This window comes from Hyphomonas sp. BRH_c22 (genome assembly GCF_000961795.1).
Taxonomy (GTDB): Bacteria; Pseudomonadota; Alphaproteobacteria; order Caulobacterales; family Hyphomonadaceae; genus Hyphomonas.
This window is the reverse complement of the sequence record NZ_LADU01000099.1, coordinates 1-25,804: the sequence shown is the minus strand read 5'-3', so window position 1 is coordinate 25,804 and position 25,804 is coordinate 1. Positions and strand designations below refer to the sequence as shown.

General features: G+C 62.3%; 25 protein-coding genes. 13 read left to right on the top strand and 12 right to left on the bottom strand.

The genetic code is table 11. The annotated features are described in order from the left end of the window. Nucleotides 1-8: 8 nt before the first annotated feature. The 3 genes from VR74_RS13795 to argF form a co-directional block, all read right to left on the bottom strand. Nucleotides 9-941 (bottom strand): Hsp33 family molecular chaperone HslO, encoded by a 933-nt coding sequence (locus tag VR74_RS13795; RefSeq protein ID WP_045697767.1) that lies wholly within the window; start codon nt 939-941, stop codon nt 9-11. A gap of 75 nt (nt 942-1,016) precedes the next feature. Beyond that, complete coding sequence (locus VR74_RS13790; protein ID WP_045697766.1) at nt 1,017-1,964, bottom strand: radical SAM protein; 948 nt, start codon at nt 1,962-1,964, stop codon at nt 1,017-1,019. 112 nt (nt 1,965-2,076) lie between these two features. Further along, entirely contained in the window at nt 2,077-3,015 is a 939-nt protein-coding gene (gene argF, locus VR74_RS13785) for an ornithine carbamoyltransferase (RefSeq protein ID WP_045697765.1), read from the bottom strand. Between the two features lie 197 nt (nt 3,016-3,212). On the opposite strand from argF, the gene VR74_RS13780 reads away from it, so the two are divergent. From VR74_RS13780 to VR74_RS13770, 3 genes are all read left to right on the top strand, one after another. Then, nucleotides 3,213-3,398 (top strand): hypothetical protein, encoded by a 186-nt coding sequence (locus VR74_RS13780; RefSeq protein ID WP_299950582.1) that lies wholly within the window; start codon nt 3,213-3,215, stop codon nt 3,396-3,398. A 195-nt stretch (nt 3,399-3,593) separates the two neighbouring features. Beyond that, on the top strand, nt 3,594-4,808 hold the full coding sequence (locus VR74_RS13775; protein WP_045697761.1) for a saccharopine dehydrogenase family protein: 1,215 nt from the start codon (nt 3,594-3,596) through the stop codon (nt 4,806-4,808). Nucleotides 4,809-4,937: 129 nt separating this feature from the next. Further along, nucleotides 4,938-6,083 (top strand): carboxynorspermidine decarboxylase, encoded by a 1,146-nt coding sequence (locus VR74_RS13770; protein ID WP_045697759.1) that lies wholly within the window; start codon nt 4,938-4,940, stop codon nt 6,081-6,083. On the opposite strand, the gene VR74_RS13765 is transcribed toward VR74_RS13770, so the two are convergent. Continuing rightward, on the bottom strand, nt 6,080-6,922 hold the full coding sequence (locus VR74_RS13765) for a carbon-nitrogen hydrolase family protein (protein WP_045697756.1): 843 nt from the start codon (nt 6,920-6,922) through the stop codon (nt 6,080-6,082). The two genes, VR74_RS13770 and VR74_RS13765, sit on opposite strands and share 4 nt — an antisense overlap. A 104-nt stretch (nt 6,923-7,026) precedes the next feature. On the opposite strand from VR74_RS13765, the gene VR74_RS13760 reads away from it, so the two are divergent. Then, a complete protein-coding gene (locus VR74_RS13760; RefSeq protein WP_299950578.1) occupies nt 7,027-7,470 on the top strand; it encodes a hypothetical protein in 444 nt (147 codons plus the stop codon). Here VR74_RS13760 and VR74_RS13755 read toward each other — a convergent pair. The 7 genes from VR74_RS13755 to VR74_RS13720 all read right to left on the bottom strand — a co-directional run bounded on the left by VR74_RS13755 (nt 7,467) and on the right by VR74_RS13720 (nt 14,379). Continuing rightward, nucleotides 7,467-8,657: an aspartate aminotransferase family protein gene (locus VR74_RS13755; protein WP_045697752.1), complete on the bottom strand. Its 1,191-nt coding sequence runs from the start codon at nt 8,655-8,657 to the stop codon at nt 7,467-7,469. The genes VR74_RS13760 and VR74_RS13755 overlap by 4 nt on opposite strands. A 718-nt stretch (nt 8,658-9,375) precedes the next feature. Then, on the bottom strand, nt 9,376-10,122 hold the full coding sequence (gene hisG / locus VR74_RS13745; protein WP_045697748.1) for an ATP phosphoribosyltransferase: 747 nt from the start codon (nt 10,120-10,122) through the stop codon (nt 9,376-9,378). Then, nucleotides 10,119-11,249, bottom strand: a complete 1,131-nt coding sequence (locus VR74_RS13740; RefSeq protein WP_045697746.1) for an ATP phosphoribosyltransferase regulatory subunit — start codon at nt 11,247-11,249, stop codon at nt 10,119-10,121. Before VR74_RS13740 ends, hisG begins: the two co-directional genes overlap by 4 nt. Then, a complete protein-coding gene (gene hisS / locus VR74_RS13735) occupies nt 11,246-12,727 on the bottom strand; it encodes a histidine--tRNA ligase (RefSeq protein WP_045697827.1) in 1,482 nt (493 codons plus the stop codon). Before hisS ends, VR74_RS13740 begins: the two co-directional genes overlap by 4 nt. A gap of 266 nt (nt 12,728-12,993) precedes the next feature. Next, nucleotides 12,994-13,467, bottom strand: coding sequence for a PaaI family thioesterase (locus VR74_RS13730; protein ID WP_045697744.1), 474 nt, complete (start codon nt 13,465-13,467; stop codon nt 12,994-12,996). A gap of 67 nt (nt 13,468-13,534) precedes the next feature. After that, the gene (locus VR74_RS13725) at nt 13,535-13,711 is read right to left on the bottom strand and encodes a rubredoxin (protein WP_045697742.1); all 177 of its coding nucleotides are present in this window, start codon (nt 13,709-13,711) and stop codon (nt 13,535-13,537) included. After that, nucleotides 13,708-14,379, bottom strand: coding sequence for a TetR/AcrR family transcriptional regulator (locus tag VR74_RS13720; protein WP_045697740.1), 672 nt, complete (start codon nt 14,377-14,379; stop codon nt 13,708-13,710). Before VR74_RS13720 ends, VR74_RS13725 begins: the two co-directional genes overlap by 4 nt. Nucleotides 14,380-14,458: 79 nt before the next feature. Between VR74_RS13720 and VR74_RS13715 the strand changes: the two genes are divergently transcribed. Beyond that, nucleotides 14,459-15,733 (top strand): cytochrome P450, encoded by a 1,275-nt coding sequence (locus VR74_RS13715; RefSeq protein ID WP_045697826.1) that lies wholly within the window; start codon nt 14,459-14,461, stop codon nt 15,731-15,733. Nucleotides 15,734-15,736: 3 nt separating this feature from the next. Here VR74_RS13715 and VR74_RS13710 read toward each other — a convergent pair whose 3' ends face one another. Then, a complete protein-coding gene (locus VR74_RS13710; protein ID WP_045697738.1) occupies nt 15,737-17,098 on the bottom strand; it encodes an AarF/ABC1/UbiB kinase family protein in 1,362 nt (453 codons plus the stop codon). Nucleotides 17,099-17,223: 125 nt separating this feature from the next. Between VR74_RS13710 and VR74_RS13705 the strand changes: the two genes are divergently transcribed. From VR74_RS13705 to recF, 8 genes are all read left to right on the top strand, one after another. Next, complete coding sequence (locus VR74_RS13705; RefSeq protein ID WP_045697735.1) at nt 17,224-18,402, top strand: saccharopine dehydrogenase NADP-binding domain-containing protein; 1,179 nt, start codon at nt 17,224-17,226, stop codon at nt 18,400-18,402. Between the two features lie 216 nt (nt 18,403-18,618). Beyond that, a complete protein-coding gene (locus VR74_RS13700) occupies nt 18,619-19,401 on the top strand; it encodes an enoyl-CoA hydratase (RefSeq protein ID WP_045697733.1) in 783 nt (260 codons plus the stop codon). 93 nt (nt 19,402-19,494) lie between these two features. Further along, nucleotides 19,495-20,562, top strand: a complete 1,068-nt coding sequence (locus VR74_RS13695; RefSeq protein ID WP_045697731.1) for a hypothetical protein — start codon at nt 19,495-19,497, stop codon at nt 20,560-20,562. A gap of 115 nt (nt 20,563-20,677) precedes the next feature. After that, on the top strand, nt 20,678-20,941 hold the full coding sequence (gene rpsT / locus VR74_RS13690) for a 30S ribosomal protein S20 (RefSeq protein WP_045697729.1): 264 nt from the start codon (nt 20,678-20,680) through the stop codon (nt 20,939-20,941). Between the two features lie 559 nt (nt 20,942-21,500). Beyond that, nucleotides 21,501-22,985, top strand: a complete 1,485-nt coding sequence (locus VR74_RS13685) for a chromosomal replication initiator protein DnaA (RefSeq protein WP_045697728.1) — start codon at nt 21,501-21,503, stop codon at nt 22,983-22,985. Nucleotides 22,986-23,184: 199 nt separating this feature from the next. After that, nucleotides 23,185-24,306, top strand: a complete 1,122-nt coding sequence (dnaN, locus tag VR74_RS13680; RefSeq protein ID WP_045697726.1) for a DNA polymerase III subunit beta — start codon at nt 23,185-23,187, stop codon at nt 24,304-24,306. A gap of 4 nt (nt 24,307-24,310) precedes the next feature. Beyond that, nucleotides 24,311-24,706, top strand: a complete 396-nt coding sequence (locus VR74_RS13675) for a putative quinol monooxygenase (protein WP_299950572.1) — start codon at nt 24,311-24,313, stop codon at nt 24,704-24,706. A gap of 22 nt (nt 24,707-24,728) precedes the next feature. Then, a partial coding sequence (gene recF / locus VR74_RS13670; RefSeq protein ID WP_045697724.1) for a DNA replication/repair protein RecF occupies nt 24,729-25,804 on the top strand: 1,076 nt, incomplete at its 3' end.

Below are 25,804 nucleotides of genomic sequence, written 5' to 3'. Positions count from 1 at the left end.
CAGGGTGATCAGCTGACCTTGCCGGTGACTTGCCCGATCGGCACCACATAGTGACGCGAACAGAACTGGCAGTCGATGGCCAGCGTGCCGTCGGGCTCGACCATTTCGCGCAGTGCGTCATCCGGCATGGATTGCAGCGTGCCGATGAGGCGTTCCTCGTTGCAGGTGCAACTGTCGACAAGGCCGACCCGGTCTTCCATCCGCACACCCTGTTCATGGAACAGGCGGAACAGGAGGTCCGGCATGGCCAGGTCCGGGTCGACAAGTTCAGCGTCGCTGAGCGTGCCGAACAGGGCCTCGGCTTCGCGCCACACCTCTGACGTGTCGCCACGCGCCTCGTCACTTGCGATGCGCTGCACCAGCATGCCACCCGACACCCAGATCGGCGCTTCGCCTTTCCGGTCGAGTTCCGCAATGGTCAGCTTGATCCGGCTGGGCACCTGCTCGGACTGAGCGAAATAGTCTTCGGCGCATTCCGACAGCGTACCTTTTTCCAGCGGCACAATGCCCTGATAGGGCGCAACCGATGGATCGTTCTGGATCAGGATCAGCGCAAGGCGCCCGGTGGGTCCGAACAGCTGTGGCATGTGCGGGGCTGCGCCCTTGTTGACCTTCTCAAGGTGGGCCCAGCGATCGGCGTCAAACTTGGCATAGCCGCGCACGCCTCCGTCGGTGCGATATTCGCCGACCAGCATGGACACCGGACCATCGCCTTCGGCCTGGACCAGGATCCGGCCTTCGAATTTCAGCGACGCGCCGACCATTGCGGCCAGAGTGACAGCCTCGCCCAGGATGCGGGCCAGATGGGGCGGATAGTCGTGGCGATGCAGGATGGGTGACAGGCTTTCGGCGCCCATGCGGACGGCGCGGCCGCGCACGGGGCGCTGGTCGATCTGGAAGTTGACGACAAAATCGCTGTCAGGACGGGCAGTATCGGGCATGGGGTCGCTTTCCGGCGGGGCGGGTGAAGGCCCCCATGTGGCAGCGCCGGGGCGGTGCGGCAAGGGGGAGGCCTGTCAGGCTGAGCAGCTGCCGCCACCGAGGACGCAAAAGCTGGCGCACCAGGCATGGTTCAGGCGCACGGGCTCTGCCGTCGCCTCGGCCAGTGACGCACCGAGTTCGAAGGCCGGATCATCGACGAGCAGGGTGCACGCCGTGACCGTCGCCCGGTCGGCTCCCTTGCGGCGAATGACCATGCGCTGGGTGGCGCACATGATGTCGGCCGGGTCCTTGGACAGGATCTGCCAGCAGGCCGTCGTGATCTCCGGCGGATCATCGCGCGCAATCATCTCCGGGAACAGCACGAGCTGCGTTTGATCGGACGGATCGAGTGAAAGGCCGAGATGCCGTGCCAGTTGGCCATAAGCCTCGCGGGCGTAGTTTTCATCCTCGGTCAGGGCCTGCCGCCCCGCCAGGGCCACCCTTACCCCCTGCTCACCCAGCCATGCCACCCCTCTGCACGCCTCCGCAAACGCCCCCTCTCCCCGCTCGGCATCGTGGGCTGCCTCACTATGGGAATCGAGCGAGACACGCAGGGTCATCTGGTCACCGAAACGCGCCTGCAGGTCCTGAAGGCCCGCCTGGATACGTGGCCGCATCATCGGCCGCATGGCATTGGTCAGAAGCAACAACCGATGCCCGCGCGTGAGGACGGCCTCCATGATCTGCAGTATTTCCGGGCACATGAACGGCTCGCCGCCGGTGATGCCGATTTCCTTTGGACCCTCTCCGAGCGTTTCGATTTCATCCAGGAACGGCGTCACGTCCGCCTCTCTCAGGTAGACGAGACGGTCATTGGTCGGCGAACTCAGGATGTAGCAGTTTGCGCATTCGATATTACAAAGCGTGCCGGTGTTCAGCCATAGCGTCTTCAGCCCCCGCCAGTCGACACTGGCACGGGTCTCGCCCTTCGCCGTGGTGAAGGGATCGGAGAATTTCGCGCGCGGAAAGATCGTGTCAGCCATGCGCCCTGTGTAGCCACAGGCACATGATTCACGCCAGCGGGTTCGCGCATTCGTGATTATTCCGCTGCCAGCCACGCCAGGCCTCGGAGACGCGCGGTCGCAGGATTGAAGCCTATTTGTCGAGGCACCAGCGCAGGATGGCCTTCTGGGCATGCAGACGGTTTTCAGCCTCGTCCCAGACGAGCGAGCTCGGTCCGTCGATCACTTCCGCGTCAACTTCCTCGCCCCTGTGGGCTGGCAGGCAATGCAGGAATTTTACACCGCCGGCCGCCAGTTCCATCAGGTCTTCGGTCACGGCGTAGGGTTCGAGTATTTCGAGGCGCCGCTCGGCGTCCTGGTCGCCCATCGAAACAAAGGTATCGGCGATGACGACATCAGCCCCCGCGACCGCTTCCTCGGCTGTTTCATAGAGGTCGATCCGCGCCTGCATCTCGCGGGCGATCTCGACATCCTCGTCATCCGGCGCAAACCGTTGCGGCGTGCCCACGGCCAGCGAGAAACCGAACTTCCCAGCCGCGTGCAGGAAGCTCGCGCAGACATTGTTGCCGTCGCCAACCCAGGCGATGCGCGATCCGCGCAGGGTCAGGCCGCTCTCTTCCAGCGTCTGAAGATCGGCCATGATCTGGCAAGGGTGCGAGCGGTCTGTCAGCCCGTTGATGACGGGCACGCTGGAAAATTCGGCAAATGTCTCGACATCGGTGTGATCGTTCGCGCGGATCATCACGGCATCGACATACCGGCTGAGCACGCGCGCCGTGTCTTCGATTGTCTCCCCGCGGCCAAGCTGCATGTCGTTGCTGGTTGCCGTAATCGAAGACCCACCCAACTGGCGCATCGCCATATCAAACGAAAAGCGCGTCCGCGTGGACGATTTCTCGAAGATCATGGCCAGTGTGTGGCCTTCCAGCGGCGCGCCCGTATCCACCCGGCCTTTTGGCCAGCCGGCCCGCGCCTTCTTTGCCCGATGGGCCTCATCCAGAATGGCGCGCAGCTCAGCCGAATCGAGGTGCCAGATGTCGAGGAAGTGGCGAGGGGCTGAATCTGAATGCATGCGCGAGCGCTCCCGTTGAAAACGAAGCGCGGGGCATAGCGCGTTTCATGGCCAAGCGCCAGTAAACCGCAAGTTCAGCTCAGCTTTCCGTTACGAATGCGTCATTTTTTGAGAATGAGTTGCAAACAGAGGCGCGCTATGCAAAATTTAATTGAGAATGAGTCGCAAATATCAGATTGGAGACCCTGACAATGTGCATGCCCATAGACGATAGCGCGATGCTTTGCTGGCTAAAGCAGCAGGTGCGCGTGCTGGAGGCGTGGCGCGAGGAACTCGCCTGCCGGTCCGAGATTGAAATCGCCATGGTGACCCGCCTGGAACGCCACTATGCGTGGCTGACCGATGAAATTTCCCGGCTCGACCCGCCCCTCCGCGCGGCCTGAGCCAAACCTTTGCCGCAGCGCCGGAGGCGGATACGCGCGTTTCCTCCCAAACGCCATTTCCAGCGTTGCGGCAATCCGGATGGCGCGGCTGCCCCGCGCCATCCGCCCACATCTCTCCACTGGCGAAGCCCTCCGGTTTGCCCTATGTGACGGGCAAGCCCACCGGCCCCTCTAGTTTCAGGAGAGACAGGACTAATGGACACCGTACTCATCATAGGCGCCGGCGCTGCCGGGTCTGTCGTCGCGCAGAAATGCGCCATGGACCGCGACACGTTCAAGCACATCACGCTTGCCTCGCGCCGCATCGAAAGCTGCGAGAAAGTGGCAAAACTCTGCAAGACACCGATCGAGATCGCGCAGGTCGATGCCGACAATGTCGCCGAGGTCGTCGCGCTCATCAACAAGGTGAAACCGGACCTGTTGATCAACATGGCCCTGCCTTATCAGGACCTGCCGATCATGGATGCCTGCGTCGAGACCGGCACCAACTATATGGACACTGCGAACTATGAGCCGCGTGACGTCGCCAAGTTCGAATATAGCTGGCAGTGGGCCTATCACGACAGGTTTGTCGAGAAAGGCATCACCGCCATTCTCGGCTGCGGTTTTGATCCCGGCGTGTCGAACATCTGGTGCGCCTATGCCCAGCAGGAACTGTTCGACGAGATCGAGTATATCGACATTGTCGACTGCAATGCCGGCGACCATGGCAAGACATTCGCGACGAACTTCAACCCGGAAATCAACATCCGCGAAGTGACGCAGGACGGGAAATACTGGAAAGACGGCGAGTGGATCGAAATCCCCGCCCTCTCCATCAAGTGCGATATCGACTATCCCGAAGTCGGCCCCCGCGCCTCCTACCTCATCTATCACGAGGAAGAGGAAAGCCTGGTCAGGAACATCAAGGGCCTGAAGCAGATCCGCTTCTGGATGACGTTCGGCGAGGCCTATATCAAGCACCTTGAAGTGTTCAAATCCATCGGCCTGATCGGCCTGGAGCCCATCAAGCACAAGGGCATGGACATCATTCCGATGGAATTCCTGCGCGACCTGCTGCCCGTGCCCTCGTCCCTCGCCGAGGGCTATACCGGCAAGACCAGCATCGGCGTGATCATCCGTGGCAAGAAGGATGGCAAGCCTTTGACCAAGATGCTCTACAACGTGTCCGACCATGCCGAGACGAACCGGGAAGTCAGCGCGCAGGCCGTGTCCTACACGACCGGCGTGCCGCCCGTTTCCGGCGCAGCCATGTTCTTCAAGGGCATCTGGAGCGGCAAGGGCGTCTTCAACGTCGAGCAGTTCCCGGCCAAGCCCTTCCTCGATGATGTCGCCAGGCGCGGCCTGCCCACGACGATCGTGGACCTCGAGCCCGGCGCGCAGGACGAACTCTTCGCGGTGAAGACCTGATTTTCAACGTGGGGCTCATCCTGAGCGAAGTCGAAGGACGAGCCCCGGGCTACGTACGCTATCATTCTGCCCGCGCCCGCCCTTCGACTTCGCTCAGGATGAGCGCTCATTTTGCAAGAGTCCGAGAACATGAATTCCGTATCGATTCCTGAGAGCATCCCCACGCCCGTGTTCGTCCTCGACGTTGCCCGTCTCCGGACAAACCTGGAGACAGCCACGCGTGTGCGCGAGGAAGCCGATTGCAAGGTCCTGCTCGCCACCAAGGCCTTCGCAATGCCCGCCGTCTTCCCGATGATGCGCGACTATCTCGATGGCACGACAGCCAGCGGCGAGCACGAAGCCATCATGGGGCACAAGGAATTCGGCAAGGAAGTGCACGTCTATTCGCCCGCCTATACCGAGGATGAGGTGCGACGCCTCACCGAGATCGCCCAGCACATCTATTTCAATTCGGCCGAACAGCTTTCCCGCTTCGGCGCCATCACGCGCGAGGCAGGCTGCAAGGTCGGCCTGCGGGTGAACCCCGGCTATTCCAATGCCACGCTCGGCGGTGACCTCTACAACCCCACCGCCCCCGGCAGCCGCTTTGGCGAGGTGCCGGACATGCTGGACAGCGTCGACTGGTCCGGCGTCGATATCTTCCATGTGCACGCCCTCTGCGAGAGCCTGCACGAAGGCTCGGTCGGCCTGATCGAATTCGTGGCCGAGAATTTCGGCAAATACATTGAGCAGGTCTCGGCCGTGAATTTCGGCGGCGGGCATTTCCTCAACAAGCCCGGCTATGACGTGGATGCGCTGATCGCCGCGATCAGGGCCTTCAAGGCGAAGTTCAACGTGGAGGTCGTGCTGGAGCCCGGCGCGGGCCTCGTCGTGAATACCGGCGAGCTCTATGCCACAGTCCTCGCCCTGCACAGGAACGAACTCAACCTTGCGATCCTCGATGCCTCCGCCTCGACGCATATGCCCGACGTTCTGGAAGTGCCCTACCGGCCGGACATTGTCGGTGCGGGCGACCCGGGCGAACTCGCGCACACCTACCGCCTCGGCGGCAAGACCTGCATGACCGGTGATGTGCTCGGCGACTATTCCTTTTCCGCACCGCTAGTGCCCGGCCAGCAGCTGATCTTCACCGACCAGATGCACTACAGTTTCGTCAAGACGAACACGTTCAACGGCACTCCGCTGGCAAACCTCGCCGTGCGCTGGGAAGACGGCACGGTCGAGCCGATCTCCAATTTCGGCTATGAGGAATTCCGCCGCCGGCTGGGGCGTTAGGCTTTTCCGGAAGCGTTCAAGCCAAAGTCCTGATCGTTGCGAAGGGACGGAATGCGCCTCCGTGCCGTCTCGACCTCCTCAATGTCAATATCAGCCCATATGATGCCCGGCTCGGCATGATCGGCCTCGGCCAGGATTTCGCCCCACGGCGAGATGATCAGCGAGTGCCCGAACGTCTCGCGTCCGTCCTCATGCTTGCCGCCCTGTGCAGGCGCGACCACGAAACAGCCCGTCTCGATGGCCCGCGCCCGCAGCAGGACATGCCAATGCGCCTCGCCCGTCACGCGCGTAAAGGCGGCAGGCACCGTCAGGATCGATGCGCCGGCCTGCGCCAGCTGGCGATAGAGATGCGGGAAACGGACGTCATAGCAGATGGTCATGCCGACCTTGCCGAAATCCGTCTCGGCCAGCGCGGCAGTCTCGCCGGGCCGGTAGGCGCGGGATTCGCGATAGCTTTGCCCGTCGCCCACTTCGACATCGAACATGTGAATCTTGTCGTAGCGTGCGCGAATGGTCCCGTCCGGCGCGATAAGGAAAGACCGGTTTGCGAACCGGTCTTCGCCGTCCACCGTCACGGCGATTGAACCAAGCAGCAGCCAGACACCGAGTTCCGCCGCAAGCGCGCGCATGGCGGCCAATGTCCGGTCATCCGCCTCCTGAACGATCTTTGGCCGCGCCATGCCGGGGCGGATGTCCAGCAGATTAGTCATTTCCGGGGTGGCAATGAATTTCGCGCCCTGCCCGACCGCCTCACGGACCAGTCCGTCCGCCATGGAAATATTCGGTGCCACGTCCACACCGGAACGCATCTGGATACAGGCTGCACGCATCTTGCTCATGGCGCCATCCTAGCGTGTCTTGCGCCAAGCGATAGCCTGGCCAGCCTTGACGTAACAGCCTCTCTCCCGCCAGTCTGCGACATGGACCAGATGGGGAGAGGCTGATGTCGGGAATGGATCCGGAAACAATTCGCGTGGCGGTGGACATATCGGGGCTGGCGATCACGCTGGCCGGGTTTATCTTTGTGATCATGCAGATCAGGCGCCTTGGCCAGTCGATCCGCACGACGGCCCATGCGGCCATCTATTCGCAGGCCGCAGATTTCCGCACCCATTTGATGACCTATCCGGAGCTCAGGAAGTATTTCTTCGACGGCGCAGACATCGAAACCGGCCATCCGGACTATGAAAGGGCGGCCACACTATCCGAGCTCTTCCTGAACTACCTGGAACACCTGTCGGTACAGAAAAGCCATTTTGCCGGAACAGACGGCACGGCATGGATCAAGTTTGCGGGCCAGTCGCTTGAGCGCAGCCCGATTTCCAGACGCAGGCTGCAGGAAAACAAGGCCGCCTATTCACCGAAACTCCTAGCCCTGCTTCACTAGGCCGGCTGCCAGTCCGTCAGTGCCGCATCAAGGATCCCCGTCGCTTCGCGCACATGTGCGTCCGTGATGATCAGCGGCGGTGCAAGACGCAGCACATTGGCCCCGGCGACACCGACCAGCAGGTTGTTTTCGCGGCACGCGCCCTGCAGGCCTTTCGGATCGGCTTTCATCTTCAGGCCGGTCAGCAGGCCTTTGCCCGTCACGCCTTCCACCTTGTCGGGATGGCTGTCGGCGAGGCTTTTCAGCCCCTGCGCCAGCGTACCGGAAACACGGCGCACCTCGGCGAGGAAATCCTCGTTCGCGATCATGTCCCAGACAACATTGCCAACCGCCATGGCCAGCGGGTTGCCGCCATAGGTCGAGCCGTGGCTGCCAGGCTGCATGTGCTCGGCGCAGGCTTCGGTCGTCAGGCAGGCGCCGAACGGAAAGCCGCCGCCGATGCCCTTCGCGGCGCAGAGAATGTCCGGCTCGGCGCCGTCAACCCAGTTATGGGCGAACAGTTTGCCCGTGCGGCCCATGCCGCACTGGACTTCATCATAGATCAGCAGGATCCCGTGCTCGTCGCATAGCTCGCGCAGCCCGACGAGGCACTGGTCCGGCATGGCGCGCACGCCGCCTTCACCCTGAACAGGCTCGACGAGGACCGCTGCCGCCGTCGGGCGGGCGGCCGCTTCCTTCAGCGCGTCATGGTCACCCCATTCGAGATGCACGAAGCCGGGCAGCGCCGGGCCGAAACCTTCAAGATATTTCGGGTTCCCGCCGGCATTGATGGCGCCGATGGAACGGCCATGGAAGGCGCCGGTAAACGTGATGATGTCGATGCGTTCTTCACGGCCATTGGCCCAGTGATACTTCCGGGCCGACTTGATCGCGCATTCGATCGCCTCGGTGCCGGAGTTTGTGAAAAAGACGCGGTCTGCAAACGTGTCGCGGCAAATCTTGTCAGCCAATTGTTCGGCGGCCGGCACGCGGAACATGTTCGACGTGTGCCACAGCTTCCCGGCCTGGTCGCGCAGCGCATCCACCAGGGCCGGGTGGGCATGGCCTAGCGCGGTCACGGCAATACCCGCAATGAAATCGAGATAGCGAGTGCCATCCTCGGTGAAAAGATAGGCTCCCTTGCCTTCGACGAAGACTTCTTCGGGTGGCCGGTAGACGGGCATGATGTGCTGGCGTGGATCGGTCATGAATGCTCCCTGCGGTGCGCAAGCGTAATGTGTTGACGCTACGCTTGGCGAGACGCCTTCGGGAAGTCAACTCATGCGCCGCTGATCCCGGTGAATTGCCGAAGGCTCACACGGCCTCCATGGCCAACGTCCGGCCATCCTGCGGACATGCTTCGAACCGGCAAATGATCGCAATGACACCTTGCGGTCCGGTCCTCCGCAAGCGAATCATTCGCATTATGAGCCAGGCGTCGAGCAGAAATGGAAATGACTTTCATCCCTGCGGAGCAAACAGGTTCTGGATTTCAGAGTTGAACACCATTCTGTTTACGAACGATCATTCGAACTTGCGAAATCCCGACTGTATTCGACGTCACGGGATGCGAGTAACTCGCCCCGCACGTCCGGCCCCACCAAAGGGGCCCAGTTCGGCGATTACAGAAAATTAATTGAAAAACGATAAAAATACTTGACGATTATCGATAAGTGCATATTGTTAATCGGGAAGCCGAGGCGGATCGGACGCAATGTTCAAAACGCCCCCTACCTCACCTGAGCCGTTGTTACGGTTCGTCTCGGCCTTCAACCTGCTTGATGTTTCCCCTGGCATGAAGCGTACCGAAAAGACCTGATACACCTCCAAACAGAAAGAGGCGCCAGACCTGAAACCGGGTCTGGCGCCTCTCCACCGTTTGCAGCGTTTCCTCCCAGAAACTTGCCTGTTCATAGGTGACCAGTTTCACACTTGTGTCAAGAATGTGTTCAATAATTTTTTCGCATCGGTTGTTGAACCCGGAGCCAGCCTTCCAAGAAGCTTCGAGCAAGACGCCTGTGCGGCTTCACTCCAGTCCGCAGTCGGAGACAATGCGAAGGAGGCTTCGCTTTTAAGAATGACACCGTCGGACAAGATCTTCAAGCCATTCGCGCGGAGCGTCGCCCCCGTCGATGTGATGTCCACAATGACATCCGCCGCGCCGGTTGTCGGCGCCGCTTCAGTCGCGCCCGCGCTCTCGACAAGACGATACTCGCCGACCGATTTCGCCGCGAAGAAGCGCCGTGTCAGGCGCATGTATTTGGTCGCCACACGCAGACGCCGGTGGTGCAGCTTGCGGAACGCCGCACCCGCCGCTTCAAGGTCCGACATCGTATCCACGTCCAGCCACGCCTGCGGCACTGCAACAATTACATCCGCAGCGCCAAAGCCAAGCTGGCGCACAACCCGGAAGTCACCTGGTCCTTCAGGGGCCAGGTCGTGAAGCAGGTCTTCGCCCGTCACGCCGATATGCAGGCTGCCTTCAATCAGCCCCTGGGCAATCTCCCGCGCTGACAGCAGGCGCATCTCGACATCGCCCAGTCCGGCAATCTCGGCCTGGTAGCCGCGGTCTCCGCCGATCTGGCTGACCGGGAACCCGAGACCCGCGAGCCATTGTTCCGTCTGTTCCTTGAGACGTCCCTTGGACGGGATCGCGAATGATAGCTTGCTCATGACATGCTCCCCCGTGCACGGACGACCCTGTCAGGACGAACGACCCCGCCAATACCGGTCGCCTTGGCCCGTCCGCCCGACAGACCCGCAATCAAACCGTCATAGCGTCCCCCGGCGGCAATCGGCTGGCGCTCGGTCAGCGCCCCGGCAAAGGTCTCGAAAACGAAGCCGTCATAGTAGGTAAAGCGCCGGCCGAATCCGGACCGGAACCGGCCACGCTCGCCGAGCTGCGGCACCGCGGCAATGATCGCATCGACCCGCCTGGCGACACGCTCGATCACCGGGCCCATCGCTGCAAGCCCGTGCTCATTTGCAATGCCTGACAGTTCTGACGCTGTTTCGGGCGCGGCGCAGTTCACGCTTGCAAGCGCGCCGAGCGCCCGGCGCGCATCCTCAGGCACCCCGCCTGCATCGGCCGCAGCCGCCTTTGCCACCAGGCCCTCAATGATCTCGCCAACCGAGCGCGTCCCGATCATCGGAATGGACCTGTCGCGCAGCGCATCGAGAAACAGTTCGTTTGCTACGTCCGGAGCAGCCTCAGAAAGCGCATGGGCAAGGTCGACTTCCGGTGCTGACGGCGCCCCTGCCAGCAATTCGGCCACGCCGCCCTCCTGTCGGAACGCCCGCTTCAGCAGGTCGGTCGTCACGCGGGCCAGACCGAGCGCGTCGACAAAGGCAGGAAACACAGCAAGGTCACCCATCACCATGCGCCAGTCTTCAATGCCGCATGCCGCAACCGCCGAATGGACCAGCGCGAAAGCGTCAGCATCCTCGTCCGGGCTGGACGCGCGGCCGAAGCGTTCAAAGCCTACCTGCGTAAATTCCATCGAATCATCCGGCGAGGCCGGCAGGCGGAAGGCACGCGCCGCATAAGTGTAGGCTTCAGGGCCGTTCTTCCCGGAAGAAAGGCGATCCGCTTCCAGTCCGGCAACCGGCAATGTCAGGTCTGGCCGCATCACCATTTCATTGCCGCGATGGTCCGTGAACACGCAAAGCCGCGCCCGCACCGCCTCGCCGGACAGTTCGAGCGGAATATCTGACGCCAGCACATAGGCAGGGTCAACCGGGCGTGCGCCCGTGCGCGCAAAAACGGCGCTCGCGGCTTCGGCAATCTGCTCCGGCGTCATCCCTGTGCCTCGACAATGCGGCGCACAGCCTCCACCATTTCGGCGCGCGGCACTTCGATCTGCCCGGGCCGTGCTTCGCGGTATTCCTCGTTGGACTGGATCGCTTTCGCTTTCAGAGCGCCCATTTCGAGGTCCTTGATCGTGACGGTCCCTTTGGCGAGTTCATCACTGCCAACCATCACCACGGCAGGCGCGCCGCGGCGGTCGGCATATTTCATCTGCGGCCGCATGCCCGAGGCGCCCATATAGGCCTCCGCGCGCAGACCCGCCCGGCGCAGCTCAGTCGCCACTTCGAGTGCGATCGCCGGGTTTTCCTTGTCGAGGTTCAGCACCACGACCGGGCCGTCGAGCTTGCTCGTCTCGCCCATGATGGCGAGCGCCGCAGCCAGCCGCGAGATGCCGACGGAGAATCCCGTTGCCGGAACCGTCTCACCGGTAAACCGCGCAACCAGGTCATCATAGCGTCCGCCGCCACCGATGGATCCGATGCGGTAGGACTTGCCGTCCTCGCCGGTGACCTCCCGCAGCAATTCAGCCTCGTAGACAGGCCCGGTATAATATTCGAGCCCGCGCACAACGGACGGATCAATCACGACATCACCCTCGGGCGCGCCAAGCGCTTCGAGCGCCACGGCAATCGCCTCAAGCTCCGCGAGCCCCGCCTTGCCTTCCTCGCTGTTGCCTGCGGCCTGCGAGAGGTTGGCGAGCGTCTCGGCCCGGGTCTTTGCGCCTGCTTCGGCGAAGGCCATCACGGCTTTGACTTCCGCGTCACCGAGGCCTGCGCCCTTGGTGAAGTCGCCGCTCTCATCGAGACGCCCCTTGCCGAGCAGGTCGGCCACACCGCCGGAACCCAGACGGTCAAGCTTGTCCAGGGCACGAAGGATTGCGAGGCGCGAGCCCTCCGACGTCGCCCCGACACCGTCCAGCACACCGTTCAGCAGGCGCCGCGTGTTCACCCGAATGACAAACTCGCCGGTCTCCATGCCGACCGCGCGCATCGCTTCGGCCCCCATGGCAATCATTTCGGCGTCTGCGTGGAAGCCCGGCGCGCCCACCGTGTCGGCATCGCACTGCCAGAATTCGCGGAACCGGCCGGGCCCCGCTTTCTCGTTGCGCCAGACCGGCCCCGCAGCATACCTGCGAAACGGCCTGCCAACGGTCTGGCCCGCCTCCGCGATGAACCGGGCAAGGGGGGCGGTCAGGTCATAGCGCAGCGACATCCACTGCTCGTCATCATCCTGAATGGCGAAGACACCCGCATTCGGCCGGTCATCATCCGGCAGGAATTTGCCGAGCGCATCGGCGTACTCGAACGCGCCAGTCTCCAGCGCCTCGAAGCCCCACTGGCGGTAAACGGCCGTAACCTTTTCGACCAGTTCGGCCTGCGCATGGATCAGCGCTTCGCGTTTGTCGGGGAAACCCCGCGGCTTGCGGGCGAGATCCTTGCCGGTGAGGGGCTGGGTGTCCTTGTCGCTCATGTCATTCAGGTCCTGTTTGCCGACGCGCCCCGCATAGACGCAGACGGTCCGGATGGAAAGGCAACACAACGCAGAAGCGCGTCCCTGCCGCGGCTCGCCTCATCTGGTCTGGTTCTGGGAGATGAACACTTGCAGGAGGCGCAGCCGAACCGGTTCGCGCCTCGTCGGCGCGTCACGCGTGGTGATGATGGTGGTGCAGCATTGTGTTCATTGCGCAGGCGGATAAGCAGCCGCCCGGAGAAAGTCAAGCCGGAGACCTGCCCTGTTCAGGCGTCCTTGCCGGGCCGCGTGAAGGGCTTTTCGGCGCCGTCCCGCCGGGCAATCAGTTTGAAAATGCCCGTTCCGCGCATCAGCAGCTTGTCGCCCGTCCAGATGCGGCCCTCGACCGTGATGACATCATCCGCCACCCCGACCACTTCGCCCTTGCCTTCGACAAAGCTGCCAAGCGTCGCCCCTGACAGGAAATCGCACATCAGGCGGATGGTGACCCACCAAGTGTCATCATCCTTCTCGACGGCCCCGCCCCAGGCCATGTCTGCGAAGGTCATGAGCATGCCGCCATGTGCGTTCATCATGCCATTGGTATGATGCTCCTCGACGCGAAACGCCCGTGTCAGGCCGGTTTCGTCGCGCTTTTCGAACAGCGGGCCAACCTGGCGGCCAAAGCCGCGATGCCATGGCAGTTCATTATAGCCTGCCGGAATGTCGAACGTCTGGCTTCTGGTAAAATCATCGGTCATGGACAGCGGATTAGCGCTGGTGCGCCGGCAAGACCAGCCCCTTGCGCGCCAAATCGCGCACCGCCTGCTAAAGTTCGATCATGTCGAAGTCCGACTTCGGCGTTCCGCACAGCGGGCAGATCCAGTCATCCGGTATATCCGCCCAGCGTGTGCCCGGCGCGAGCCCCTCATTCGGGTCACCCAAAGCTTCTTCGTAAATGTAGCCGCACGTGCGGCACTGCCAGATCTTGTAGGGTTCGCTCATTGATCCGCCTCCCGGCTGGCCGGCGCGAGACGGGCCCGCAAGGAGGCCAGCAATTCATCCCGCACTGGTGCGATCTGCGTCGCGGGGTCGATCAGGCACTGCATCCTCAGGCCCAGCAGGGCACACCCGGTCAGCAGCGCCTGCGCATCCGCATCCACATCGGCGCGAATGCCGCCATCCGCCTGCCCTCGTTCGATCATCGCCCGGATAAGGACCCGCTCGATCGCATGCGAGTCGGCGAAGGCGGACCGGAAGTCGAGCTGGTCGGCAACGGCAGCGGAGAGCAGCATGAAATACGCCTTGGCCTCGTCTTGGCCTTCGAGTGTCTGGCAATGCAGGTCGACGAAAGCGCACAGCGCCGACAGGCCGTCCATGTCCGCCACCCGTTCCCGGTCGAGGGCTTCGCCCTGCCAGCTGTGCAGATGGTCGATCAGGGCGCGGATCAGGCCGTCCTTCGAGCCGAAGCGCTGGGTGATCAGGCCGCGCGAAAATCCGGCCTCCCGGCCGATCATGTCGAACGTGGCAGCCGAGACGCCATTCTCCGACACGACACGGATCGTGGCTTCCAGCAGCTCCCTTTCGGACCGGTCGCGGCGCTCCGCCTGCGTCAGGCGCTCAGTATCGGATGCAAGGATGCCGGACGTTTCGCTCATACTGACACTTAACATATTTGTTGGCCATATAGCAAGTATGTGATAGACACATCGCATGAACCCGCCGACGGCGCGGGAAGAGGAGGAAGACACCATGGCCATCCCGAGCCAGATCGCGGCAGATATCGTTGATCCGAAAGCCTATGCCGACTGGGACCGGTCGCATGAGGCTTTTGCCTGGTTGCGCAAGAACGCGCCGCTGGATGTGGCCGAGATCGAGGGTTTCGATCCCTTCTGGGTGGTCTCCCGCCATGCCGACATTCTCAATATCGAGCGCCAGAACGACCTGTTCCATAATGAAGACCGCTCAGCCACGCTGACCACGATCGAAGCCGACCGGAAGGTCCGGGAAATGATGGGCGGTTCGCCCAACCTCCTGCGCTCGCTGGTCCAGATGGATAATCCGGACCATATGCAGTATCGCCGCCTCACACAGGCCTGGTTCATGCCGCAGAACCTGCGCAAGCTTGAAGATCGCATCCGCGAGATCGCGCGCGGCTTCATCGACAAGATGGCCGACAAGGGCACTGAATGCGACTTCGCCCGCGATGTCGCTTTTCTCTACCCGCTGCACGTCATCATGGAAGTTCTCGGCGTGCCGGAGATCGACGAGCCGCGCATGCTGAAGCTGACGCAGGAACTTTTTGGGGCGCAAGACCCGGAAGTGAACCGCTCGGGCGCAGCAGTCGAGAGCACGGATGCGGGCCTCGCCAACATCCAGGCCACGGTCGCCGATTTCTTCGAGTACTTCGTGGCCATGACGGAAGACCGCCGGAAAAATCCGCGCGAGGATCTTGCCAGCGTGATTGCCAATGGCGCGGTCTATGACCAGCCGCTCGGCCACCTCGAAGCCATGAGCTATTACATCATCGCCGCCACAGCGGGACACGATACGACATCCAACACGACAGGCGGCGCGCTCTGGGCCCTGGCCGAAAATCAGGACCAGTTCCGCAAGCTCAAGGGCGACCTGTCGCTCATTCCGTCCATGGTCGAAGAATCGATCCGGTGGGAAACGCCGGTGAAACACTTCATGCGCACGGCGACCGCCGACACGGAAATCGCAGGCCGGAAGATCAAGAAGTTCGACTGGCTGTTCCTGGCCTATCCGTCCGGCAATCGTGACGAGGATGTATTCGACGCCCCCTACACGTTCAAGGTCGACCGCTCACCCAACAAGCATGTCGCCTTCGGCTATGGCGCACACGTGTGCCTGGGCCAGCACCTGGCCCGTATGGAAATGCGCATCCTCTGGGAAGAATTGCTGCCGCGCCTCGAATCCGTGGAACTCAACGGCAAGCCCACGCGCGTACAGGCGAACTTTGTCAGCGGTCCGAAATCGATCCCGATCAAGTTCAAGATGACATAGGCCTCAGTCCAGGCCGGCCGCCTTGAGCGCGCCGGCCTGGCGTTCGGCGACGACCTTCACATCGAAGCCTTCGAGGCTTTCCTCGAACAGGCGGTGATAGTTTACTTCAGCCTTGAGGCGCAGATAGGCGGCGCCAAGGCCGATGGCGGCGCGGTCCATGAACACGAACTCGCGCGGGATCTTCACCGGCCCCTTTTCCTTCAGCAGCTTGCGCACCTGGAAGGCTTCCTTGCGGCCATACTCGCCCGCTGACACGCCATCAGCGACGCTGCGCACGCGGTCGTCCAGCAACGGCCCATAGATGAAACGCGCCCAGATGTTCAGCACTTCGACCAGTTCCCGCGACAGGTTCTGGAATCCCCATTTTTCATAGGCCGCATAGGCCCCATCGAAATCGTCGCGCAGCATGGCGCGGTAGAGGTCGACCACGCCTTCCACGAAGGTGGGCGGAAAGACCCGGATACAGCCGAAATCGAGCAGGTTGATGCCGGTGCCTCCGCCCGTCACCTGGTAATTGCCCAGATGCGGATCGCCGTGGATCACGGCGTGGCCATTGAATGGGCCCCACCAGGTCCAGAACAGCATCTCGGCGATATGATTGCGCGTCTCCTGGGGGGCATTCTCGAACGCGTCGAGGCGCTCACCGTCCAGCCACGTCATGGTCAACAGGCGTTCCGTCGACAGTTCCGCAACGGGTTCCGGCACCTGCACGAAATCCTTGTCGGCCAGCATGTTCCGGTAAAGCGCCATATGCCTGGCCTCGCGCTCATAATCGAGCTCCTCCCGCAAACGGTCGGTCACTTCGCTCACCATCTCGGTCAGGTCGATCGAACCATCCATGCGCTTGAACAGGCCGAGCATGGCCTTCAGCTGGCCCACATCGGATTCCACCGCGCTCGACATGTCGGGATATTGCAGCTTGCACGCTACCCGGCGGCCATCATGCATCCGCGCGTCATGCACCTGCCCGAGCGACGCCGCATGCGATGCCTCCTTCTGGAAGGCGTCGAACTTCGACAGCCAGTCCGGGCCAAGCTCGGCCCGCATCCGGCGCTTGACGAACGGCCAGCCCATCGCGGGCGCCTGCGCCTGCAACTGGCCGAGTTCGGCCGCATATTCGGCTGGCAGGAAGTCCGGGATGGTCGATACCATCTGCGCCACTTTCATCAGCGGCCCCTTGGACCTGCCAAGGGCGGCCGCCAGAGCCTTGGCGATCCGTTCGTCGCCCTGGTCGCCACCGAACAGGGAATTGGCCGCAAAGCTGATACCGGCGCCAGACAGGTTTGCGCCCACACGGGCCGTACGAGCGATCCGTCCGGTCAGTCGGTTGCGTTCCGGATCGGGCACGTCAGGGATATCTGTCATAGGGGCGATATAGGCTGTTTCCAGCCGAAAGGCAGGGGTGGCATTTGCAAAAAGACCGCCCCGATGGTTGCGGCACCCCTTCGAGTGAGGCAAGTCTGGGCGCTCAGAATGCTGGAGGCTGCCCCATGAACTCGTCTGCCGAATTTGATGTCGTCATCTATGGGGCCACAGGTTTCACCGGGCGGCTCGTCGCCGAATACATGAATAACACCTACGGCGTCGGCAAGGACGTCAACTGGGCCATGGCCGGGCGGTCCCTCGACAAGCTGAAAGCCGTGCGCGACGAAATGGGGATCGCGAAGTCGGTCGACCTCATCGTGGCTGACGCGTCAGACCCGGCGTCTCTGGAAGCCATGGTCAAGTCCGCACGTTGCGTCCTGACGACGGTCGGCCCTTACCAGCTTTACGGCACACCTCTCGTCGAGGCCTGCGCCACCCACGGCACCGACTATGTCGACCTCTGCGGCGAAGTCGCATGGATGCACGACATGATCGCCGCCTATGAAACCAAGGCAAAGAAAAGCGGTGCGCGCATCGTCTTCTCGTGCGGCTTCGACTCGATACCGTTCGATCTCGGCGTACTGTTCCTTCAGAACGAAATGATGCGCCAGTTCTCCACACCGGCGGTTCGGGTCAAAGGGCGCATGCGTGCGATGGCCGGCACGTTCTCCGGCGGCACGGCTGCGTCAGGCCGCGAAACCATGGCCCGCGCCATGCGCGAGCCCGCTGTGATGGCTGTCCTGCGCAACCCCTTTTCGCTCGCCGGCGGGTTTGAAGGCCCCGAACAGCCGCACGGCATGTCCGTTCAGGAAGACGAGGATTTCGGATCCTGGGCCGCCCCTTTCATCATGGCCACGATCAACACCAAGAACATCCACCGTTCGAATGCGCTGATGGGCCACCCCTACGGGCGCGACTTTGTCTATGACGAAATGATGCTGACAGGTCCGGGCGAAGCCGGAAAGGCGGCGGCCGAAATGGTGGCCAAAAGCGATCCGATGGGCGGGGATGACGCGCCCAAGCCTGGCGAAGGCCCGTCAAAGGCCGAACGTGAAGCCGGTCACTACGATTTCGCGCTGCTCGGCATCACGAAAAATGGCGACAGAATCCGGGCCACGGTCAAAGGCGACAAGGATCCCGGCTATGGTTCCACGTCCAAAATGATCGCCGAGTCAGCCATCTGCCTCGTCAAGGACTGCACCGACCTCGCAGGCGGCATCTATACGCCCGCATCAGCCATGGGACTCACGCTTGTCGCCCGCCTCCAGGCGAATGCCGGATTAACCTTCAGTATCGACAAATGAGGCAAAAGGGTGACAAGCGCCCCTTTTTCAGGCTATAGCGCCCGCGTCCGCCCCTCATCGCGGTCGTAACCGGAGAGTCGTTAACCGCCTCATCCTCCACCGGACCAAGATATCCGGCATGATATTATCCCCCAAAAATCAACCAATCCGGCAGCTGCGAGCAGAACGCCAGCGCCCCAGGCCGAACCATCGGCCGCAAGAAGGACCCGTCGCCCCATGTCATACAATACGTTGTTGACCGAGTCTGATGCCGACACCGGCGTCGCCATCATCACGTTGAACCGTCCCGATCACCTCAACGCACTGAACGACGCGATGATGACGGAACTGACGCACGCCATCGACCGCTTCGAGGCCGACAAGGAAATCGGCTGCATCGTGCTGACAGGCTCGCGCAAGGCCTTTTCAGGTGGCGCCGATATCCGCGAGATCATGGATCAGGACTATCCGGCAGCCTATTATGAAGACCTCATCACCCGTAATTGGGAACGCGCCGCCAGCGCCCGCAAACCCATGATCGCTGCCGTCAGCGGCTATGCGGTCGGGGGCGGGTGCGAACTGGCCATGATGTGCGACATCGTGATTGCAGCAGACTCAGCCCGGTTCGGCCAGCCCGAAATCCGTCTCGGCGTCATGCCGGGCGCCGGCGGCACGCAGCGGCTGGCCCGCTTCATCGGCAAGTCGAAAGCCATGGAACTCTGCCTGACCGGCCGCATGATGGAAGCCGCCGAAGCGGAACGCTGCGGCCTGGTCGCGCGGGTCGTTCCGGCCGACGACCTGATGGATGTCGTCCGTGAAATGGCGCGCACGATTGCGTCCATGCCACGCGCTGCAGCGATGATGACAAAGGAAGCCATCAACGCCGCCTATGAAACGCCCATGTCCCAGGGCATCCGGTTCGAGCGGCGCCTGTTCCAGTCTCTGTTCGCGACCGAAGACCAGAAAGAAGGCATGTCGGCCTATGTCGAGAAGCGCTCGGCGCACTTCAAGGACCGCTAGACGCCCCGCACAGTCCCTATTCTCCTTACGAACAAGTCTGTGTTAGCCTCAGCCAGTCTACAGGGCGGGGGCGACTTGGCGGAAGGGACAGTAATGGGTGAGGTAAGCGCGGTTTCGGCCGGCCTGTTTGTCAGCGTACTTGTGGCATTATTCGTGATCGGCGTCGCAGTAGCAGCCTTGATTCACAGGTCTCGCGGGCCATTCATTCTATCCGGCGACGATGAAACCTATCTCGTTCGCAACCCTGATGGACGGATCCAGGCTCTGGCCTCTGACATGAAGATCAGGTTTGGCGATCCGCGCATCGTCCAGTTCCAGCGCCGCCAGCACTTGCGGTTCCCCGTCTACGATCCGCGCTTCAATTCGCTTGCACACGACCATCTCGTCACCGAATCCGGCGCCATATCGCTGCGTATTCACACGACCACGCCGTTCCCCTTCACAGCTGTCACGAATGACGGGCATGAGGTGACTGTCACCTCATCGGTCAGCTTCTGCGTCAATCGCGACCGTGTGACGGACCTCGCTCGTCTCGGCGATTTCGGTGATCAGTTCGAGCGGCGCATCCGGTCTGCCTTTTCCGGGGCCATCGGCCGGCGCAAGGACGAGCAGCTGCGCGAAAGCCATCATGAAATTGAGCGCGAAGTCACCGAGGAACTCGCCGGCATGGAAACCGGCAGCGGTGACCTTGGCGTACCGCTTGGCGTGTCCGTCTTCGAGGCCCGCTTCAGCTATCGCGACGGCTCCACCCTTCCCAGTGAGGTCATGGTCGCATCACGCTCGTTGATGTCGGACGAGGCTGGCGCCTCCACGGATGGAACAGGTGCCGCGACCGAGCCCCGGCGCCTGGCACTGGCGCCCGCCGCTGAGCCGGTGGATTTGGGATCGCGCGGCACGGAGACGCCGGGCGCCATGCAGTTCCTCGGCACGGAACTCGACAAATTGCTGGACCAGTTCCGTGATCGCAGCCCCGAGCAGATTTCTGCGCTGCTGAGCCTGATGGAGATGCAGACGCGCCAGAATATCGTGTCCATGCTGGCGAAATCAGGCGGACTCGTTGTCTTTTCGGCAAAGGAGCTGGGACTGGAAGGCAACGCCGCCCTGACCGAGAGGCTTCAGGCAATGGCTTCGGAGACTGAAGACGCACCGGAAACTGAGTAGGGACGGCCAGGGACAGCAGTTTTCTGTCAGCCCCCCAGTTGACGCATTCGCACCGTTTATGTATGCCCCCGCCTTCAGCTTGAGGGAGGTCTCCTTCGGGCTTCAGGAGTTAGACATGGCAAATACCCGTTCCGCCAAGAAGATGGTCCGCAAGATTGCGGCTCGCACCGAGGTCAATAAGGCGCGCCGCTCGCGTGTGCGCACATATGTCCGCAAGGTCGAGGAAGCCATCGCCGCAGGCGACAAATCCGCTGCACAGGACGCCCTGCGCGTCGCACAGCCTGAGCTGATGCGCGCCGTCACCAAGGGCGTGATGCACAAGAACACATCTTCGCGCAAAGTTTCGCGTCTCTCGGCCCGCGTCAACGCGATGGGCTGAGGCCTTTTCGGGCACTGTCCGATACACAAAATCAAAGCCCGCCCGGCTCATCCCTGGCGGGCTTTTTCTTGCGCCGAATTAATGATCGGTTTCTCGTCAGCCCGCCCGGAATATGGTCTACTTTATTCGACAAAATATTCTGGTCCGTTGCAGCATTTTTGCGCAGTTTGACAGGCCAGAGATGCAGGATCGGGCGGCTTGAATACGCGGATCAAAAAGAAGCAGATTTTGACCGGAATTTCACAGCCAATTTTCCATCAGGGGTGTTGACAGAACAGACGCGAACGATTGCGCCGGATGACTCACTCACAAAAAAAATGCACCTGATAAGCGGCTGATTTTGATGCGATTTTGAAGACATGGCGCAAGAGTCAACCAGCCAATTCCCGTCGTCATCAAAAAGATACACTTGCCACCAATTCGGCCTGACGGTACCTTGTGGATATCAGCTTTTAACTCTCCCTGCACGGAGTATTTACGGGGCCCAGATAGATATCTGGAGGGAGAGTTGCGTGCCTGCTGATCAGGACTAAACATAACAAGAAAATGGGGCTCGGCGATGGACCGAAATACACTTTTTGATTCTGAGCATGGCGTAGAGTTTTCGGGCACGGAAAAAGTCAATAATCTCCCAGGCCAGGCGATCTGGACACAAGTTCGGGAAAAGCTGGCAACCGTGTTGAACGCAACGGATTATGACCGTTGGATCGAAGACCTGCGCCTGATTGCGGAAGTCGATGGTGAAATGGTGATCGCGGCCCGTGATCCCCTTGCCTATGACCGCGTCGTGGCTGAGCACAAGCGGCTGATCCAGCGCACATGGCGTGAACTCGATCCTGCCCGGCGCGGCATCCGGCTCGAATGCTGGCGCAATGCGCGCGCTGAAATTCGCGATCTCGTGTCCGATCCCTGGGCCGACATGGCGGCTGCGCCCCAACCGGAGCCCGCGATCGCAGGTTCTGGCGATGGCGAGAAGCCGACAGGTGCCTCCAGTGCAAACGGCGCGCCCGAGATGACATTCGAGACGCTGGTCGTCGGCCAGTCGAACGAGATAGCCGTACAGCTTGCGCAGCGGATTGCGGCAGGCCAGACCGTCGGAACATCGACAACGCTGATCTATGGCCGTCAGGGCACCGGCAAGACGCATTTGCTGGTGGCGCTGAAGAACCGGGTTGAAGCCAGCGATTCCGAGCGGGTCGTCGTCTATCTCACGGCCGAGGAATTCATGTCGGCCTATCATGACGGCGTGAAGGCCAAGGACACGAGCGGGCTGAAAAGGCGTCTTCGGTCGGCGACGCTCCTGCTGATCGACGACCTGCACCGTATCGCCGGCAAACCGGGCACCGAGACCGAGCTCTACCAGAACATCCGCGAAGTCACCGGCAATGGCGGTCAGGTGGTTCTGGCAGGCGATGAAGCCCCTGGCGATGTCACAGGCTTCGGCCCCCGCATGCGGGCCGAGCTGAAGGGCTCGATCGCTGTCGAAGTGGGGCTTCCCGACGCTGACATGCGCCGCGAAATCCTTGTGCGCCTTGCAGCCCACATAGAAGCGGGGCATCCAGACTTTGTCCTGACCGACGAAATGATCACGCGCATCAATGCGGGCATCCGTGGCCCCGGCCGCGAGCTGACCGGTGCGATCTGGAGCCTTTACACCGAAGCCGGCTTCGGTGACCGGGCCCCGACCATGGACATGCTGGACCGCGTGATCCGGCGCCATCAGGGAGAAATCAAAGTGCCCACGATCGAACTCGTCAAGCGTGCGACAATGAAGGTGTTCAACATCTCCAAGAGCGATCTGGAAAGCCCTTGCAAGGCCCGTGCAGTCGTCTATCCGCGTCAGGTGGCCATGTATCTCTGCCGCGAAAAGACCGGCAAGTCGCTTCCACAGATCGGTCACAGTTTCGGCAAGCGCGATCACACGACCATCCTCTACGCCCACCGGAAGGTGACGAAGAATATCGCAACCGACCCGGAACTGGCGGGCGACATTGCCCGTGTGTCCGAGGCGATTTTCGAGCTCCAGGCGGCAGGCGCAAACTAGAACCGCCAGGTATCCCTTGGGCATCGCCGGATCGGCGCTTGGCTTTTCCGCCCGATTGTTTAAGGGTTCTTAGCCCGCTCTCCACCAGAGAGCGGGCTGATTCTGCCAGGGGCCTCCAGCCCGTTCGGCACGAACCAGTCCAATCGAATATGACCAGGCAGACAGGCGCACCGGGCGCCGGTGAGGGACGGACAAACAGATGAAGCTAACCATTGAACGCAGCGATCTCCTCAATGCCCTCTCGCATGTGCAGAACGTCGTTGAGCGCCGCAATACGATTCCGATCCTGTCGAACGTCCTGCTGCAGGCCAGCAAGGGCCAGTTGAAGCTCACCGCGACGGATCTCGACATCGAGGCCGTCGACAGCGCCGACGCGAAAGTCACGGCGGAAGGGGCGATCACTGCGCCCGCCGGGACCTTGTTCGACGTGATCCGCAAGCTGCCCGCCGGCGCAGAGGTTGAACTCGAAACCCAGCCCGACAACCAGCGCCTCACGATCCGCGCAGGCCGTTCGCACTTCGAACTGCCCACCCTGCCCGCCTCCGATTTCCAGACGATGAGCAGCGATGACGGCGCGACCAGCTTCTCGGTCGACGCGAAGGATTTCGCCCGCCTGATCGACAAGACGCGCTTTGCGATCTCGACCGAAGAGACCCGCTACTATCTCAACGGCGTCTATCTTCACGGCGTCAAGTCAGACGATGGCACCCCGGTCCTGCGCACGGTCGCCACTGACGGTCACCGTCTGGCCCTCGCCGAAATTCCTGCGCCGAAGGGATCTGAAAATCTCGAAGGCGTGATCGTCCCGCGCAAGGCTGTCGCCGAAGCGCGCCGCCTCGTCGATGCGATTGACGGCGATATCGAGATTGAAGTGTCCGACACCAAGATCGTGGTGCGCGCGGGCCGCGCTGTGCTGACATCGAAACTGATCGACGGATCCTTCCCCGACTATTCGCGCGTCATTCCCAAGGGCAATGACAAGAAACTCGTCGTCGACAACAAGGCCTTCGAGGCCGCTGTCGACCGCGTCTCGACCGTTTCGGCAGAGCGCTCGCGTTCGGTCAAGATGTCACTGTCCGAAGGCAAGCTGACCCTTGCGGTCAACCATGCCGAAACTGGCGCCGGCAATGAAGAGCTTGAAGCCGAATACGGCTCTGACCCGATGGAGATCGGCTTCAACGCCAAATACCTCCTCGACATCGCTGGCCAGATCGAGGCTGAGACCGCCGAGTTCATGTTCAACGATCCGGCCTCCCCCGCGCTCGTGCTCGACCCGTCGGACGACAGCGCGCGCTATGTGCTGATGCCGCTTCGGGTGTAATGTCATGATCCTGGCCCTGCACCGCCGCCGGTTTCTGATCGGCGCGGCTGCAACGGCCAGCTTCGGCGCATGTGCATCACCAGGGACGCAGACCAACACGATGTATGGACTGATCGGCAAATTCACTTCCACGGACGGCGACCGTGACCGGCTGGCGGCCATCTTGCTGAAGGGCCTGCGCGACATGCCCGGCTGCCTCAGCTATATCGTCGCCAATGATCCAGGCGATCCCAATGCGCTGTGGATCACCGAGGTCTGGGACAATGCCGACAGCCACAAGGCCAGCCTATTGCTGCCGTCTGTCCAGGCCGCCATCCAGGAAGGCCGCCCCCTGATCGCCGGCATGCAGCAGGTCGCCGAGACCGCACCCGTCGGCGGCCACGGCCTGACGGCGACATGATTTCCCGGCCCCCCGGCATGTCATGACCGCGCTCACCCGCCTTTCGCTGACGGACTTCCGCAACTACGCGGCGCTCTCCCTGCATCTCGACGGTCGCCACGTCTGCCTGTTCGGCGCGAATGGCGCGGGCAAGACCAACCTGCTCGAAGCCGTCAGCCAGCTCGGCCCCGGGCGCGGGCTGCGGTCTGCCACCCTGCCGGAAATGGTCCGCAAGGATGCCGCGGGCGGCTGGACAGTCGCAGCCACGCTCGCCAATGACCAGAAGATCGGTGTGGCGCTCGAAAGCGGCTCCGGCGCCAAGCGCAATGTCCGCGTCGATGGCGCCTCCGCCACCGCATCAGACCTCGCAGACCTGATCCGCATCGTCTGGCTGACCCCTTCCATGGACAGCGTGTTCCGGGGCGGGGCGTCCGACCGCCGGCGCTTCCTTGACCGCCAGGTCATGTCGCATGTGCCGACCCATGGCCGCGCCGCCAGCCGGTACGAACAGGCGATGCGCGAGCGCAATGCCCTCCTCGAACGCGGGCATGTCGATCCGGCATGGGCCGACGCAATCGAGGCGCGCATGGCCGAGGCCGGCGCCGAGATTGCCATCAATCGCGCCCATGTACTGGAATCCCTGCAAGTCGCCATCGAAGCCCGGCCCGAGGGCCATTTTCCCAAGGCAGACCTGACGCTGGACGGCGATGCCGAACAGGCGGCCCTGCGCGGTGACGATTTCAAGTCGATTTTCGAGGCGCTGGCCGAAACCTTCCGCACGACACGCCGCCGCGACATTGCCGCCGGGCGCACGATTGACGGCCCGCACCGCTCTGACCTCATGGTCATTCACCGTCCCACCGGCGCCCCAGCCCGCGATGCCTCGACCGGGCAGCAGAAGGCGCTCCTCATCGGCCTGATACTTGCCTCGGCTGGCGCGCTGAGGGCCGACGGCGATGGTCCGGCGCCCTTGCTACTGCTCGATGAAGCCGCCGCGCACCTCGACCCCGACCGCCGCGCAGCCCTCTATGACGAGCTGTGCGCCCTTGGCGGGCAGGCCTGGCTCACCGGCACGGAACGCTTCCTGTTCGAGGCGTTCGGTGACCGCGCCCAATGCGT

What these genes read in the sequence shown, in the direction of transcription:
- VR74_RS13795 (WP_045697767.1), bottom strand. Translation starts at nt 941, where the DNA reads ATGCCCGATACTGCCCGTCCTGACAGCGATTTTGTCGTCAACTTCCAG.
- VR74_RS13790 (WP_045697766.1), bottom strand. Translation starts at nt 1,964, where the DNA reads ATGGCTGACACGATCTTTCCGCGCGCGAAATTCTCCGATCCCTTCACC.
- argF (WP_045697765.1), bottom strand. Translation starts at nt 3,015, where the DNA reads ATGCATTCAGATTCAGCCCCTCGCCACTTCCTCGACATCTGGCACCTC.
- VR74_RS13780 (WP_299950582.1), top strand. Translation starts at nt 3,213, where the DNA reads ATGCCCATAGACGATAGCGCGATGCTTTGCTGGCTAAAGCAGCAGGTG.
- VR74_RS13775 (WP_045697761.1), top strand. Translation starts at nt 3,594, where the DNA reads ATGGACACCGTACTCATCATAGGCGCCGGCGCTGCCGGGTCTGTCGTC.
- VR74_RS13770 (WP_045697759.1), top strand. Translation starts at nt 4,938, where the DNA reads ATGAATTCCGTATCGATTCCTGAGAGCATCCCCACGCCCGTGTTCGTC.
- VR74_RS13765 (WP_045697756.1), bottom strand. Translation starts at nt 6,922, where the DNA reads ATGAGCAAGATGCGTGCAGCCTGTATCCAGATGCGTTCCGGTGTGGAC.
- VR74_RS13760 (WP_299950578.1), top strand. Translation starts at nt 7,027, where the DNA reads ATGTCGGGAATGGATCCGGAAACAATTCGCGTGGCGGTGGACATATCG.
- VR74_RS13755 (WP_045697752.1), bottom strand. Translation starts at nt 8,657, where the DNA reads ATGACCGATCCACGCCAGCACATCATGCCCGTCTACCGGCCACCCGAA.
- hisG (WP_045697748.1), bottom strand. Translation starts at nt 10,122, where the DNA reads ATGAGCAAGCTATCATTCGCGATCCCGTCCAAGGGACGTCTCAAGGAA.
- VR74_RS13740 (WP_045697746.1), bottom strand. Translation starts at nt 11,249, where the DNA reads ATGACGCCGGAGCAGATTGCCGAAGCCGCGAGCGCCGTTTTTGCGCGC.
- hisS (WP_045697827.1), bottom strand. Translation starts at nt 12,727, where the DNA reads ATGAGCGACAAGGACACCCAGCCCCTCACCGGCAAGGATCTCGCCCGC.
- VR74_RS13730 (WP_045697744.1), bottom strand. Translation starts at nt 13,467, where the DNA reads ATGACCGATGATTTTACCAGAAGCCAGACGTTCGACATTCCGGCAGGC.
- VR74_RS13725 (WP_045697742.1), bottom strand. Translation starts at nt 13,711, where the DNA reads ATGAGCGAACCCTACAAGATCTGGCAGTGCCGCACGTGCGGCTACATT.
- VR74_RS13720 (WP_045697740.1), bottom strand. Translation starts at nt 14,379, where the DNA reads ATGTTAAGTGTCAGTATGAGCGAAACGTCCGGCATCCTTGCATCCGAT.
- VR74_RS13715 (WP_045697826.1), top strand. Translation starts at nt 14,459, where the DNA reads ATGGCCATCCCGAGCCAGATCGCGGCAGATATCGTTGATCCGAAAGCC.
- VR74_RS13710 (WP_045697738.1), bottom strand. Translation starts at nt 17,098, where the DNA reads ATGACAGATATCCCTGACGTGCCCGATCCGGAACGCAACCGACTGACC.
- VR74_RS13705 (WP_045697735.1), top strand. Translation starts at nt 17,224, where the DNA reads ATGAACTCGTCTGCCGAATTTGATGTCGTCATCTATGGGGCCACAGGT.
- VR74_RS13700 (WP_045697733.1), top strand. Translation starts at nt 18,619, where the DNA reads ATGTCATACAATACGTTGTTGACCGAGTCTGATGCCGACACCGGCGTC.
- VR74_RS13695 (WP_045697731.1), top strand. Translation starts at nt 19,495, where the DNA reads ATGGGTGAGGTAAGCGCGGTTTCGGCCGGCCTGTTTGTCAGCGTACTT.
- rpsT (WP_045697729.1), top strand. Translation starts at nt 20,678, where the DNA reads ATGGCAAATACCCGTTCCGCCAAGAAGATGGTCCGCAAGATTGCGGCT.
- VR74_RS13685 (WP_045697728.1), top strand. Translation starts at nt 21,501, where the DNA reads ATGGACCGAAATACACTTTTTGATTCTGAGCATGGCGTAGAGTTTTCG.
- dnaN (WP_045697726.1), top strand. Translation starts at nt 23,185, where the DNA reads ATGAAGCTAACCATTGAACGCAGCGATCTCCTCAATGCCCTCTCGCAT.
- VR74_RS13675 (WP_299950572.1), top strand. Translation starts at nt 24,311, where the DNA reads ATGATCCTGGCCCTGCACCGCCGCCGGTTTCTGATCGGCGCGGCTGCA.